The sequence below is a fragment of the Candidatus Nitrotoga fabula genome (genome assembly GCF_905221025.1).
Classification (GTDB): domain Bacteria; phylum Pseudomonadota; class Gammaproteobacteria; order Burkholderiales; family Gallionellaceae; genus Nitrotoga; species Nitrotoga fabula.
The window spans coordinates 1-13,691 of sequence record NZ_CAJNBL010000040.1; the positions used below are offsets into that span (position 1 = coordinate 1).

Genomic DNA, 13,691 nt, shown 5'->3' on the forward strand with positions numbered 1-13,691 from the left:
CATCCGGATTCCCCCTCTACCAGGGCATTCATGGCCGTCGCCGAAAAATGTGCAAAATTCCTCGGGGCAGACCAGAACAGCAATAGCGATGTCGCTTCTGTGTGAAACACTAAGGGTATTTGTGAAAATCAATCATGTTATGTCCAGGCAGGATTAGATTAGTTTTTCAGATATACAAACCTGCTGGAAGTTTTTAGGAAGCTGATTTGGTTTGATATATGTTTCTGCATAGAGATGGTATGCCAGGCGAGAAATTCAGAAGATCGCAGGTCTGTGTCCTGATGTATATGGGTGGACCGGTTAACAATTGAGGTTTGTTGAAGGGGGCGGTATGAGCGAATCCAAGGACTTTCAAGATGGACTTAAATTTTTTTCGAATAAGGATTATATCAGCGCAGAAAAATGTTTTAGAAAAGCAGCGGATGAGGGAGATCCGGAGGCACAGTTTTGCTTGGGAGATATGTATAACAACGGGTATGGCGTCAACAAGAATGAAAGAAAAGCCCTGGCGCTGTTTCGAAAATCTGCTGAACAAAAATTTGCCCCTTCGCAAATTAATCTGGGGATCATGTATTCGCAGGGACAAGGGGTGGAACAGGACTTGGTTGAGGCTTATAAATGGCTGCTTATTGCCGGTCGTGCTGTCGATGAAGAGGGCGCAGAACTTGCTGTAGATGAAGAAGGCAGGGATCTTTTAAGTGTAGTAGAGGAACACATGACAGAAGGTCAGATCGAGGAAGCAATGCGGAGGTCAAGCGCATGGATGAGGGCTAAACAATTGATGTAACTCTGTCGTTTTATTGGATGCGGAAAAGGATTGAATGCGATTGGTTGATGTTTTCTGTTTTTATTGCGCGCTACTTGCTGCTGACTGTCGATAGCATATTTTTGTCATTCAATATATCTGATTTTTTTGGTCCAGATTTAATTTGGTAAGCAAATCAATTCTGCGGTCATATTTTTGACCATCTTGGGTGGAGAGGGTTTTTGTATTAGTCGTATCAGGAATGGATATATGCCAATTTTTATGCTACATGCAGGAACGTGAAGGTCGTTTTAAGTAATATATCGTTAATTCCATAAGTATCAATTTAACCGGATGTCAGATTTATTTGCGCTTGTTCCTGCTGCTGGTTATGGGTCACGCATGGGTAGTGCGCTGCCAAAGCAGTATCTTTCACTGGCCGGCAGGCCGATGATTTTCTACGCACTGAAAATATTGTGTGCCAATCCGGATATCCTTACGGTATTCGTCGTGCTTGCCCGGGACGATGTCCATTGGCATCGTTATGACTGGTCAGAATTCGGCGAAAAGTTGCAGCCGCTATTTTGTGGAGGTGAAACTCGTGCAGAAAGCGTTTTGAATGGTGTTTTGGCGGCAGAATTGGAGCTGGATGACTGGTTGCTGGTACATGATGCGGCGCGCCCTTGTTTAAGTCCTCATGACCTTGCAGATATTATTGAAGCATTGCGCAATGATGAGGTTGGCGGGATCCTGGCGTTGCCAGTAGTGGATACATTGAAAAGAGAAGATGGCGATTGCCGGATTGCATATACAGAAAATCGTGCAGGATTGTGGCAAGCCCAGACGCCGCAGATGTTCCGGACGGGTCTTTTGCTGCATGGGTTGCAAAAAAACCCTGGCGTTACCGATGATTCGGCTGCGATTGAGGCGATTGGGTTTCATCCCAGGCTTATTCCAGGAAGCCCAGGTAATTTAAAGGTGACTTATATGCAGGACATTGAGCTGGCAGAATTTCTGTTAACCCGGAAAGATCGAAGATGAGGATTGGGCATGGATTTGACGTTCATCAACTGGTTGAGGGTCGCAAGCTAATCATTGGTGGCGTTGAGCTATGTTATGACAAGGGTTTGCTCGGCCATTCTGACGCGGACGTGTTATTGCATGCCATTTGTGATGCCCTGCTGGGTGCAGCTGGACTCGGTGATATTGGGCGCCATTTTTCGGATTCGGATGCAAGATATGAAAACATCGATAGCCGTCTGTTGTTGCGCGAAGTGGTGAGCATGGTTATCAATGCGGGTTATCGTATCGGCAACATTGATGCCACGATCATTGCACAGGCGCCCAGAATGGCTCCACATATTCCTTGTATGGTGAATAATATTGCTTCGGATTTGTGCATACCGGTAAATGCGGTAAATATTAAAGCGACGACTACGGAAGGGCTGGGATTTAGTGGGCGTGGAGAAGGGATAGCTGCCCAGGCCGTAGTTCTGCTGTTAATTTGAATCAGAATGCTTCATTTCAAGGCTTCAGTCTGCAGGATATCCATGGCCGATAAATTAATTAATCGTATGATCGATTCATAATGATGAGAATTTTGTCATTGGAAACGTCAACGGAGTATTGTTCCATTGCATTATGGCAGGATGGCGATATTATCGATCGCTGTGAGCATGTTGGCCAGCGTCATTCTGAGCTGATAATGGAAATAATGAGCGATCTTTTGGAAGAGGCGGGCGTTACACTTGTCCAGCTGAATGGTATTGCTTATGGAGCGGGGCCGGGATCTTTTACAGGTGTGCGCATTGCATGCGGGATAACCCAGGGGTTGGCCCTTGGGGCAAATTTGCCGGTAGTAGGGGTATGCACCTTGCAGGCATTGGCGCAGGCGGCCGGGTTCGATAAAGTAATTGCTGCACTCGATGCCCGCATGGGTGAAATTTACCATGCAGCATATGAAAAACGGTCTGGAGTCTGGGTAATGGTCTGTGAACCGAACTTGTGCATGCCGCACCAGGCTCCCCGTATTTCCGGCAACGGCTGGTTTGGTGCAGGTAGCGGTTTTGCAATGCATGGTGAAGTTCTGGAACATCGTTATGCAGGGCAAATTATTGCCAGCTACCCACAGGCTATACCACAGGCCGGTGCAATTGCAGAATTGGCCGTTCCATTTTTTGCTGCGGGGCAGGGTATGGATGCATCCCATGCGACTCCAGTTTATTTGCGTGACAAGGTGGCGTTGAAAACCAGCGAGCGATGAACTCATTTCAGTTGATTCAACAAGCTGTTCTGCGCGATATGACTCGGACTGATTTGCCGGCTATTGTGCGTATAGAACAGCGTGTGCATGCTTATCCGTGGTCCTGCGGCAATTTCATGGATTCATTGAACAGCAATGATGTTTGCAAGATTTATGAAGCAGGTGGGGAATTGTTGGGGTATGTCATATTTATGCTTGCAGTGGATGAAGGCCAATTGCTGAACATCAGTGTAGCCGTAGAGTATCAGTGCCTAGGACTGGGCCGGGGGCTGCTCGAGGCTGCTATGGAGATCGCCCGTGGCCGTGGCATGCATCGCATGACATTGGAAGTCCGTCCTTCCAACTTGCCAGCGCTGGCACTATACAGAGGTTTTGGATTTCATGAGGCTGGCCGGCGTTGTGGCTATTATCGTTCCGCCAATGGCTGTGAAGATGCAATTGTCATGGAATATGCATTGTGAATCGGGAAGAAGCGATCCTTCGTGAATTGAAGCTCTATCCGCTCTGGCAGCGACGTGTTCAAACCGGGGCAGTAACAGGGCAGGTGTCAATGGGTCCGACCTTGCCAGACCGGGTGACTAAATCTGGTCTGGAAAAAATGGATAGTCAGGATATGGATAGCAGCCATTGGTCAGTTTTAAGAGCAATGGTTAAAAGCTGTGCGGCTTGTCGGTTACGTGCAGGTTGTTCACAAACGGTTTTGGGAGCGGGCGATGTGCGGGCAGACTGGATGTTTGTCGGTATATCCCCTGGTCTGGAGGAAGATGCACAGGGTAAGCCGTTTTGCGGTCAATCTGGCAGGCTGCTTGATAATATGCTGTCTGCAATTCAGTTGCGACGTGCCCACAATGTGTATCTCGCGGATATGGTTAAGTGCTGCCCACCGGGTAATCGCATGCCGGATGCAGGTGAGATTGTCCAGTGCCTCCCCTATCTGGAGCGAGAAATTTACCTGGTTCAGCCCAAGCTGATTATGGCCCTGGGAAAGGCTGCTGCCCTGTTGCTAGGCCTGGATAGTGATCTGCCTGCTCTGCGCGGCAGGTTGCATGATTATCGAATTCAGTCTGTTGATGGCCGGTATGGTAATATTCCTCTTGTCGCTACATACCACCCAGCCGATCTGCTACAAACCCCATTAAAAAAAGCGGAGTCGTGGGAAGACTTGTGTCTGGCAGTTGAGACAATGCAGCGGCTGGTTACAGGCTGAAAGCTACATCTGTCCTTTATCTTGATCATGACCGTGTTTTCTGTACAGCATCATCATGATGCTGGAGAGTAGCAAGCCGAATATCAGAGTTATTGTCTGGATGGTTAGCTCCATCTTTTGCATCAAGGATAGTAGTGCGAGCATTGCGAAAATGCTGATATTCTCATTAAAGTTCTGCACGGCAATGGATCTGCCGGCTCCCATGAGCAAGTGGCCCCGGTGCTGCAGCAGCGCATTCATGGGTACAAGCAGGTAGCCACCCATGGCGCCGATAATGATCAGTAGAGCTATCGCAACAATCGGGTTGGTAACTAGCAGCATTGCAAGCACCATCAGTCCCATGGCGATACCGGTTGGCAGCACTTTGACCGAGTTTTCTAGTCTGACAAATTTGGCAGCAAGCACGGAGCCGATGGCGATGCCGATGGCAACCCATGCGGTCAGCTTTGCAGCCTCGCCCATATCGTAGTGCAAAACAGTGGCTGCCCAGGCAAGCACAATCAGGCGTAGTGTCGCACCTGCTCCCCAGAATAGTGTGGTGACGCTGAGTGATACCTGCCCCAGCGGGTCTTTCCATAGTAACTTGAAACAATGTGCGAATTCGCTGATCAGGAACCATGGATTGTGGTGCAAGGGCTTGTGCTCTATTGGTACGCGCGGGATATAGAGATTGAACAGTGCAGCGATGAGATAGACAATTGTGATGATGGAGATAGCCAGTTCCGGTATGGAGTCAATGCCGGTATCTATGAAAGGTACGTCCCACCATCTCAGCAACTGGCCAGAAAAATTCGGCCCGATCAGTATGCCTCCCAGGACTGCGCCAAGTACAATGGCTGCAACGGTCAATCCCTCCATCCAGCTGTTGGCGAGCACTAGTTTTCCTGGCGGCAGATATTCTGTAAGAATGCCGTATTTTGCCGGAGAATAGGCGGCCGCCCCCAGTCCAGCTAGGCCATATGCAAGCAGTGGATTGACTCCAAGCAGCATAGCGATGCAGCCTGACAGCTTGATGCTGTTGCTGATGAACATCACTCGGCCTTTAGGTAGTGAATCAGCAAATGCACCCACAAAAGGTGCTAGCACAATGTAGGAAAATACAAATGCAGCCTGCAGGATCGGGGTGTGCCATGCAGGAGCATGCACTTCATGTAGTAGAGCAATGGCGGCAAATAGCAGGGCATTATCTGCCAGTGCAGAGAAGAACTGCGCCGCAAGTATGATATAAAATCCGCGATTCATCGGGAGGCGCAATTTTACGGAACACCTTTTATATCACGAAAATAAGATGCCTGCTATTATTAATAACACACTATGTTATTCCTGACATATTTTAGATATGCCCCGTCCAATTCAAGCTTTTATTGATCTTTCCGCATTGGAATGGAATCTGAAAGTTGCACGCCGTGCAAGCAATGCACGCACTATGGCGGTAATCAAGGCAAATGCTTATGGTCATGGATTATTGCGTGCTGCGGAAGCATTGAATGCAGCGGAGGGCTTTGCACTGCTGGATTTGCGCGATGCCATAAGACTGCGCGATGCCGGTTTCAGCCAGAAGATTCTGCTGCTGGAGGGATATTTTTCTCCAGAGGATCTTTCGGTCGTGGCTGACTATGATCTAGCGTGTGTAATACACAGCAATCAGCAGATCGACATGCTTGATGCTTACCCCAGGCGGCGCAGCCTGGAGATATGGCTCAAGATCGGGACCGGAATGAATCGTCTTGGTTTTGCTCCAGGCAATATACGAGATGCGCTTCAAAAACTCAAGAACCACTTTGCTGTGCGCGATATTACGCTTATGACACATTTTTCCCATGCGGATGAGTCAACCGGGGTGGCTGCACAGCTGGAACTGTTTAATGAACTATCCGCTCCTTATCGCCTGGCGCGCTCTCTGGCCAACTCTGCCGCTCTGTTGCGTTATCCGGCGACGCATGCCGACTGGGTGCGCCCTGGCATCATGTTGTATGGCGCATCTCCATTCGCAGAAGTTACGGCGCAGCAAATCGGCCTGCAACCGGTCATGACGCTGCAAAGCCGCATTATTGCGGTTCAGGATCTGAGCCCGGGGGAAACAGTTGGATATGGAGGGGTATTCTGCGCCAAATATTCTATGCGTGTAGGGGTTGTTGCCTGCGGATATGCAGACGGTTATCCGCGCTGCGCTCCGACGGGTACGCCAGTGCTGGTGGATGGACAGCTCACGTGCATTCTCGGGCGTATCTCGATGGACATGCTAACGGTGGATTTGACCCGTTTGCCTTTTGCGGATGTGGGCAGCAAGGTCACGTTATGGGGAGCGGGGCTTCCGGTGGAACAGGTGGCGCACGCAGCTGGTACAATCAGCTATGAGTTGCTGTGCGGATTAAACGAACGTGTGCCGATTCTATCTATTTAGGTCTGGCTGACTTAAGCGATCCAGATGTCAAGTATTAATTCTCTATATATTTCAAAGTGTTGTTAATTTTTCTGGGGCATAGTTTGTAGCTGTTCTAGGTAGATGTAGTAAAGCGCATCAGCTCGGGCAGCACTTGGGGCTGGGCACAGAATTGCTCGGTGATATTTCTCAGGTCTGCGTGGAGCAACTGCATAAAAATCCGAAGGCACTGGGCGGACAACGAAAAATTGCTGGTTAAAGTCTGTCCTTCGGAGTTTTTGCCAAAATTGGCGAAAACCTCAGAACACCATTCTCACCTTGAGCAGAAAGGCGTTTGAGGCTGATGGGATTATGGATGAGCGAGAATACGAATGGACTGGTTCGGTAGTGCTTCCTCAAAAACTGGGACTTTGCTACGATTTCATAGCAGGAGATGGATGCAGCAATGGAAAGATTGAACAACCGATCCAGAAGACAACTTGGATTCCAAATAACCAATCAGGTATTCTTCAATTCAGGCGCTGCCCTTCATAATATTTGAATCGGCGAATTAATAAGCTTGGTAGTACTACCGGGTTTATTAATTGGTAAAATGTTTTCCTGAAAGATGGATAAAAAATATTTTCATTCTGCTTCAGTTAGAACCACCCTGCTTTTCGCGGCTTCCTGCTGACGAATCATTTCCTTTACCTGATTACGTGTTTCCGAAGGAATTTTGCTGAATGCCTGGAATTTTTCTCGTGCGCGTTCGCGTTGCCTTGGGGTTAGTTTGCTCCATTCGTTCAGTCTGTGGTGCATGCGTTGTTTATGTGCTGCATTAAGCTTGGGGTAATGTTTGGCTAAATTGACTAGGCGCCTGCGCTGTTCGGCTTGCAGCGTATCCCACTCAGCAGCAAGTGGTGCCAGTGCTTCTTTTTGTGTCGGGCTTAGGCTGGTCCAGGCTTGCGCCACCGCCATGGCTGGAATGAGCAGCAGTACGCAGAGGCTGAGTTGAAGTGGGTAAAAGCGGTTTAAACTCATTTTATAGTCAATCTACAAAATAGTGTATCGGTATGTCATCAGTCAGAATGGCGATATCTATATCGGAAGAATCCAGTTTTGCATCCTGGTTCCAGTATGCGGAAATACTGAACAAAATAGCTACAAGCAGCAAGGCTGCAGCCAGCAGGCGCGATACAGGATATTGTGTGCCGAAAATTTGCCAAATTGCATGTCCTGCCCGGACCAGGACCGGGTCGGTGCAGGGATTGCTGTGACGTGCCAAGGCTTGCTCGCGTGCGTGGTGCAGGCGTGCTAATGTCGGGCGCTCGATTCGAGTCAGTGATTGGTCAAGCAGCCGTTTGATATCTTGTTGGTTCAATTCCTCGTTATTCCGGTTCATGACAGATGAACTCCCTTTTTTCTCAAAACCTCCGCGAGAGCATGGGCGGCACGCGAGCAGTGGGTTTTGACGCTACCTTCGGTGCAGCCCATGATTGCAGCAGTTTGAGCAGTATCCATATCTTCCCAGTAACGCAACAGAAAGGCCTCGCGTTGACGTGGCGGGAGGTTGCTTAGTGCATTTTCTATCAGGGCAATCACTTGTGATTGTTCATAAGATGCATCAGGAGCCAACCCTTGAGTTTTGTTGTTTTCATCCTGCAAGGTGTCCAGTGGTTCGTATTCGTTTTCCTCGTGCTGCGGGACCAGCGAGGAGAGTAGAGATACCCACCGGGAGCGAACTTTTTGCCTGCGGCAGTGGTCGCGAATCGTGTTCTGTAGAATACGCTGAAACAGCATGGGCAATTCATTTGCGGGCTTGGAACCATATTTTTCTGCAAGCTTGAGCATAGAGTCCTGTGTGATGTCCAGCGCCACTTGTTCATCGCGCATAGCAAATAAGGCCTGCTTGAAAGCGCGGCGTTCTACCCCGGCGAGAAAATCAGATAGTTCTTTGTGATTGGCCAGTTTTAAATGCTCCCCTGCTGGGCAATCGATGCGCCGTTGCCATATTTTGAAGATCCTTATGTTTTTCCAAAACTCATTCAGGACGGGAAAGTTATCCCAGGTTATAACCAAAGCAGTTTGGCAATCAGATCAGGATTATGAGCGATTGTTCAGTTAATGAAGTCCAATGCTAACAAATTTCTGGGTCAATCGAGAGAAAATTGCGAATCCAGTTCCGGCGGGGGTTGACCAAAACGCATATAGCCTTTATCTTGCATGGCTATTTAATTATTGTTTGCTAAGGTAGTTTGACATGGAATTGACAGGCGCGGAGATAACTATCAGGTGTTTGCAGGAAGAGGGCGCCCAGTACGTATTCGGGTATCCGGGCGGTGCAGTCTTGCATATATATGATGCGCTGTTCAACCAAGACCAGGTTAAACATGTGCTGGTTCGACATGAGCAAGCAGCAGTACATGCTGCTGACGGGTATGCACGTTCCACGGATAAAGTTGGGGTTGCGCTGGTCACTTCTGGACCTGGTGTGACTAACGCGGTAACCGGTATCGCCACTGCTTATATGGACTCTATTCCCATGGTGATTATAAGTGGTCAGGTACCCACGTATGCCATTGGTGAAGACGCTTTCCAGGAGGTGGATACCGTTGGTATAACCCGTCCTTGCGTAAAGCATAATTTTCTGGTTAAAGATGTTAATGAAATCGCCAGCACAATCAAGAAGGCATTTTATTTGGCCAAAAGTGGGCGTCCCGGGCCGGTGCTGGTGGATATTCCCAAAGATATCTCTAACCAAAAAACAGGATTCAGCTATCCTTCATCTGTGAGTATCCGCTCTTATCATCCGCCGCAGCATAATGATGCCGGACAGATCAAGAGTGCGGTGCAGTTGTTGCTTGAAGCCAGGCGACCAATGATTTATAGCGGTGGCGGGGTTATTCTGGCAGACGCATCCAGGCAATTGACCGAGCTGGTGCATTTGCTTGGTTTCCCTTGTACCAATACCCTGATGGGTCTGGGGGGATTCCCGGCTACTGATAGTCAATTCGTCGGGATGCTCGGCATGCATGGCACGTATGAGGCTAATATGGGGATGCAATATTGTGACGTGTTACTGGCTGTCGGTGCACGTTTTGACGATCGCGTAGTTGGAAATGTCAAGCATTTCAACCAGGAAAAAAGAAAGATCATACATATTGATATCGATCCTTCCTCGATTTCCAAGCGTGTTAAGGTGGATATACCCATTGTTGGCGATGTAGCCAAGGTGTTGGATAGCATGCTGGCCGAATTGCGCAGCAGAAAGGAAATTCTCGATAAACAGGCGATTGCTCCGTGGTGGGCCCAGATTCAGGAATGGCGCGGCAAAAATTGTTTATTCTATAAAAAATCCAATGAGATCATCAAGCCACAGTCAGTCATTGAAAAGCTGTATGAAGTTACCCGGGGTGATGCCTTCATTACTTCCGATGTGGGCCAGCATCAAATGTGGGCTGCCCAGTATTACAAATTTGATAAACCGCGTCGCTGGATCAATTCTGGGGGTCTGGGTACCATGGGTTTCGGTTTGCCGGCAGCAATGGGGGTACAGCTTGCCAATCCGGATGCTGCGGTTGCTTGTGTCACCGGCGAAGGGAGTATTCAAATGTGCATTCAGGAACTTTCCACGTGCAAGCAGTTTCATTTGCCACTTAAAATAATCATGCTCAACAATCGTTATTTGGGAATGGTGCGTCAGTGGCAGCAGTTTTTCCACGGAAATCGCTACGCTGAATCCTATATGGATGCACTGCCTGATTTTATCAAACTGGCAGAAGCTTACGGCCATGTTGGCATACGTGTCGAGCATCCGTCGGATGTGGAGCCTGCGCTGAAGGAGGCGTTTGGGCTTAAAAGACAACTGGTGTTCATGGATTTTATAACAGATCCGACAGAAAACGTGTTTCCAATGGTGCAGGGTGGCAAAGGACTGTCTGAGGTGATTCTGGCGGAGGATCTGTAATGCGGCATATCATTTCTCTCCTGATGGAAAATGAGGCGGGTGCACTATCCCGTGTTTCCGGACTGTTTTCAGCGCGTGGCTATAATATAGAGTCATTAACGGTGGCCCCGACTGAAGACGCTACCATGTCGCGCATGACTATCGTAACCAGTGGCTCCGATGAAGTGATCGAGCAGATTTACAAGCAGCTTAATAAGCTGATTGAAGTATTTGCGGTTATGGATTTAAGCGAAGGAGAGCACCTCGAGCGAGAATTAATGCTGGTAAAAGTTCGGGCAGTTGGAGCGGCTCGTGAAGAAATGAAACGCATGGCGGATATTTTTCGCGGAAGCATTATCGATGTGACGGATAAAACCTATACCATTCAATTGACCGGTACGGGCAACAAGCTCGACAGTTTCTTGCAGGCCATCGACCGTAGTTTGATCTTGGAAACTGTGCGCACCGGTGCATCCGGTATCGGGCGTGGGGATCGTATATTAAAACTTTAATTCTTAAATACTATGATTTTTTAAAGAGGCCAACATGAAAGTTTATTACGACAAAGATGCAGATATGTCTTTAATCAAGGGCAAAGAGGTGACCATTATTGGGTATGGTTCACAAGGCCATGCCCATGCTTTGAATCTCAAGGAATCGGGTGTCAATGTAACTGTGGGCCTGCGCAAGAATGGTTCTTCGTGGAAGAAAGCTGAAGCTGCAGGGCATAAAGTTCTGGAAGTGGCAACAGCGGTAAAAAGTGCCGATGTCGTCATGATACTGCTGCCCGACGAAACCATGCCGGAAGTATTTAACGCTGAAATTGCGCAAAACATGAAGGTAGGGGCAGCTCTGGCATTTGCTCATGGGTTTAATATTCATTATAACCAGATTGTTCCGCGTGAAGATCTGGATGTCATCATGATTGCGCCCAAAGGTCCTGGACACACTGTTCGTTCCGAGTATTTAAAGGGCGGCGGTGTTCCTTCTTTAATTGCTGTATATCAGGACAAATCGGGCAATGCCAAGAGTGTGGCACTGTCATATGCCGCAGCCATTGGTGGCACAAAGGGAGGAGTAATAGAAACGGATTTCCGCGAGGAAACGGAAACGGACCTCTTTGGGGAGCAGGCTGTTTTGTGTGGCGGAGCAGTGGAACTGGTTAAGGCTGGTTTTGAGACTCTGGTTGAGTCTGGATATGCGCCTGAAATGGCATATTTCGAATGTCTGCATGAATTGAAATTGATCGTTGACCTGATGTACGAAGGTGGAATTGCCAATATGAATTATTCCATTTCAAATAATGCTGAATATGGCGAGTATGTTACCGGACCGAAAATTATCACAGATGATACGAAGGCTGCCATGCGCAAGTGTTTGAAAGATATTCAGACGGGCGCATATGCCAAACAGTTTATCCTGGAGGGGCGTATTAATTATCCTGAAATGACCGCACGCCGGCGTTTGAATGCCAAGCATCCAATTGAAACCGTAGGTGCTCAGCTACGTGCGATGATGCCATGGATCAGTAAAAATAAACTGGTAGATCAAAGTAAAAACTAAGAACAGGCGGGTCGGGATCGAGAGTGCTAGCAGTTCTGTCCTGCATCTTTCAATCCCGACCCGTCGTTTTTTGTTGATTACTGCTTTTCCTGCAAATTTTACCTGCTTTACCACTTCCTGATGTCAAATTATCCGCATCCAATTATCGCCCGTGAAGGTTGGCCATTTGTGGTCACGACCGTGCTTGTTGCCAGTTTTGTATCCTATATTGATGGAGGAGTGTGGTCGATATTTTTTTGGCTGTTGGCGCTCTTCGTGTTGCAGTTTTTTCGCGATCCGCCGCGTGAAATTCCAAAGGATGACGATGCAGTGCTATCTCCTGCAGATGGCCGTATTGTGGCTGTGGGGCGTACCCAGGATCCGTATGTGCAACGTGATGCCATCAAGATCAGCGTGTTCATGAATGTATTCAATGTGCATTCTAATCGTGCACCAGTCGATGGCCTGGTGAAAAAAATATGGTATTTCCAGGGGAAATTTGTTAATGCTGATCTGGACAAGGCATCTCTGGAAAATGAGCGAAATGCAATATGGATTACAAGAGCGGACGGACAAGATATAACCAGTGTCCAGGTGGCGGGCCTGATTGCCCGTCGTATCCTTTGTTATGTGCATGAAGGGGAGGTGATGAAGCGTGGACAGAGGTACGGATTTATACGTTTCGGGTCCCGCGTGGATATATACTTGCCGCTTACCGCTGACGTAAAAGTTGCCATTGGTGATAAAGTGCAGGCGACAGCCACGATATTGGCCGTTCTGGCAAAATCCTGAAGGCAGACAGGGTGAAAATCCAGTTATGACAGAAATGGGTGACCGCAAACCGATGGATTTACGCAGGCGCAGTATCTATCTGCTACCAAATTTGCTTACTACAGCTGCGTTATTTGCGGGTTTTTACGCTATTGTGCAGGCAATGAACAGTAAATTCGAGTTTGCAGCTGTTGCTATATTTATCGCCATGGTGCTCGATGGTCTGGACGGTAGGGTGGCCAGGCTGACACGCACTCAAAGCGAATTTGGTGCCGAATATGACAGTCTGTCTGACATGGTATCTTTCGGGGTTGCCCCTTCCCTGTTGATGTATGAATGGGCGTTTAAAGATTTGGGGAAGCTGGGCTGGTTTGCAGCTTTTATTTATTGCGCAGGAACCGCGCTACGTCTGGCACGGTTCAATGCGAATATTGAGATTGTAGACAAGCGTTTTTTTCAGGGGTTGCCCAGCCCCGCTGCTGCAGCGGTTATCGCAGGGTTTGTCTGGGTGATGTTGGACAATCATTTTAGCGGTCAGGATGCCCGCTGGTATGCGGTTAGCCTTACTGTATTTGCAGGTGTGAGCATGGTAAGTAATCTACGTTACTATAGTTTCAAAAATATTAATATGCGCAAGAGTGTGCCGTTTATCGTGATTATTTTGGTGGCATTGTTTTTTATACTTATTTCAAGCTATCCGCCTGGTGTATTATTTTTACTGTTTTTAATCTATGCCCTGTCCGGTTATGTCTTGTGGCTGCTTGGGTTTCGGAAGAAAACTACTAATAATCCAGATACTGTTAATTAGTCCATAATGTTGTGTAGAGAATGCATCAATATGTAGCTTTCCAGTTT

At 48.1% G+C, this 13,691-nt stretch carries 16 protein-coding genes; 12 read left to right on the forward strand and 4 right to left on the reverse strand.

The features are described 5' to 3' along the window. Nucleotides 1–331: 331 nt before the first annotated feature. From KJA68_RS08335 to KJA68_RS08360, 6 genes are all read left to right on the forward strand, one after another. Nucleotides 332–787 carry a tetratricopeptide repeat protein gene (locus KJA68_RS08335; protein ID WP_213036478.1) on the forward strand — a complete coding sequence of 152 codons (456 nt, stop codon included), beginning with the start codon at nucleotides 332–334 and terminating at the stop codon, nucleotides 785–787. Nucleotides 788–1,099: 312 nt separating this feature from the next. Then, nucleotides 1,100–1,786, forward strand: coding sequence for a 2-C-methyl-D-erythritol 4-phosphate cytidylyltransferase (ispD, locus tag KJA68_RS08340; RefSeq protein ID WP_213036479.1), 687 nt, complete (start codon nucleotides 1,100–1,102; stop codon nucleotides 1,784–1,786). Continuing rightward, nucleotides 1,783–2,253 (forward strand): 2-C-methyl-D-erythritol 2,4-cyclodiphosphate synthase, encoded by a 471-nt coding sequence (gene ispF, locus KJA68_RS08345; RefSeq protein ID WP_213036480.1) that lies wholly within the window; start codon nucleotides 1,783–1,785, stop codon nucleotides 2,251–2,253. The genes ispD and ispF overlap by 4 nt, the downstream gene beginning before the upstream one ends. An 83-nt stretch (nucleotides 2,254–2,336) precedes the next feature. Continuing rightward, the gene (gene tsaB, locus KJA68_RS08350; protein ID WP_213036592.1) at nucleotides 2,337–3,008 is read left to right on the forward strand and encodes a tRNA (adenosine(37)-N6)-threonylcarbamoyltransferase complex dimerization subunit type 1 TsaB; all 672 of its coding nucleotides are present in this window, start codon (nucleotides 2,337–2,339) and stop codon (nucleotides 3,006–3,008) included. Continuing rightward, a complete protein-coding gene (gene rimI, locus KJA68_RS08355; RefSeq protein ID WP_213036481.1) occupies nucleotides 3,005–3,469 on the forward strand; it encodes a ribosomal protein S18-alanine N-acetyltransferase in 465 nt (154 codons plus the stop codon). The genes tsaB and rimI overlap by 4 nt, the downstream gene beginning before the upstream one ends. Further along, nucleotides 3,466–4,215 (forward strand): uracil-DNA glycosylase, encoded by a 750-nt coding sequence (locus KJA68_RS08360; RefSeq protein WP_213036482.1) that lies wholly within the window; start codon nucleotides 3,466–3,468, stop codon nucleotides 4,213–4,215. The genes rimI and KJA68_RS08360 overlap by 4 nt, the downstream gene beginning before the upstream one ends. A gap of 3 nt (nucleotides 4,216–4,218) precedes the next feature. On the opposite strand, the gene lplT is transcribed toward KJA68_RS08360, so the two are convergent. Next, nucleotides 4,219–5,457: a lysophospholipid transporter LplT gene (lplT, locus tag KJA68_RS08365; RefSeq protein ID WP_213036483.1), complete on the reverse strand. Its 1,239-nt coding sequence runs from the start codon at nucleotides 5,455–5,457 to the stop codon at nucleotides 4,219–4,221. A 97-nt stretch (nucleotides 5,458–5,554) separates the two neighbouring features. On the opposite strand from lplT, the gene alr reads away from it, so the two are divergent. Then, nucleotides 5,555–6,619, forward strand: coding sequence for an alanine racemase (alr, locus tag KJA68_RS08370; RefSeq protein ID WP_213036484.1), 1,065 nt, complete (start codon nucleotides 5,555–5,557; stop codon nucleotides 6,617–6,619). Between the two features lie 603 nt (nucleotides 6,620–7,222). Here the strand turns inward: alr and KJA68_RS08375 are convergent. The 3 genes from KJA68_RS08375 to KJA68_RS08385 are packed head-to-tail and all read right to left on the reverse strand — an operon-like array spanning nucleotide 7,223 to nucleotide 8,545. Then, complete coding sequence (locus tag KJA68_RS08375; protein ID WP_213036485.1) at nucleotides 7,223–7,618, reverse strand: DUF3106 domain-containing protein; 396 nt, start codon at nucleotides 7,616–7,618, stop codon at nucleotides 7,223–7,225. Between the two features lie 7 nt (nucleotides 7,619–7,625). Next, nucleotides 7,626–7,979, reverse strand: coding sequence for a DUF3619 family protein (locus KJA68_RS08380; protein WP_213036486.1), 354 nt, complete (start codon nucleotides 7,977–7,979; stop codon nucleotides 7,626–7,628). Continuing rightward, nucleotides 7,976–8,545 (reverse strand): RNA polymerase sigma factor, encoded by a 570-nt coding sequence (locus tag KJA68_RS08385; RefSeq protein ID WP_213036593.1) that lies wholly within the window; start codon nucleotides 8,543–8,545, stop codon nucleotides 7,976–7,978. The genes KJA68_RS08380 and KJA68_RS08385 overlap by 4 nt, the downstream gene beginning before the upstream one ends. 292 nt (nucleotides 8,546–8,837) lie before the next feature. Between KJA68_RS08385 and KJA68_RS08390 the strand changes: the two genes are divergently transcribed. The 5 genes from KJA68_RS08390 to pssA all read left to right on the forward strand — a co-directional run bounded on the left by KJA68_RS08390 (nucleotide 8,838) and on the right by pssA (nucleotide 13,644). After that, nucleotides 8,838–10,544, forward strand: a complete 1,707-nt coding sequence (locus KJA68_RS08390) for an acetolactate synthase 3 catalytic subunit (RefSeq protein ID WP_213036487.1) — start codon at nucleotides 8,838–8,840, stop codon at nucleotides 10,542–10,544. After that, a complete protein-coding gene (gene ilvN, locus KJA68_RS08395) occupies nucleotides 10,544–11,035 on the forward strand; it encodes an acetolactate synthase small subunit (RefSeq protein WP_213036488.1) in 492 nt (163 codons plus the stop codon). Before KJA68_RS08390 ends, ilvN begins: the two co-directional genes overlap by 1 nt. A gap of 34 nt (nucleotides 11,036–11,069) precedes the next feature. Further along, nucleotides 11,070–12,086 (forward strand): ketol-acid reductoisomerase, encoded by a 1,017-nt coding sequence (ilvC, locus tag KJA68_RS08400; RefSeq protein ID WP_213036489.1) that lies wholly within the window; start codon nucleotides 11,070–11,072, stop codon nucleotides 12,084–12,086. A 120-nt stretch (nucleotides 12,087–12,206) separates the two neighbouring features. Then, the gene (locus KJA68_RS08405) at nucleotides 12,207–12,857 is read left to right on the forward strand and encodes a phosphatidylserine decarboxylase (RefSeq protein WP_213036490.1); all 651 of its coding nucleotides are present in this window, start codon (nucleotides 12,207–12,209) and stop codon (nucleotides 12,855–12,857) included. Nucleotides 12,858–12,882: 25 nt separating this feature from the next. After that, nucleotides 12,883–13,644 carry a CDP-diacylglycerol--serine O-phosphatidyltransferase gene (pssA, locus tag KJA68_RS08410; RefSeq protein ID WP_213036491.1) on the forward strand — a complete coding sequence of 254 codons (762 nt, stop codon included), beginning with the start codon at nucleotides 12,883–12,885 and terminating at the stop codon, nucleotides 13,642–13,644. Nucleotides 13,645–13,691: the final 47 nt, after the last annotated feature.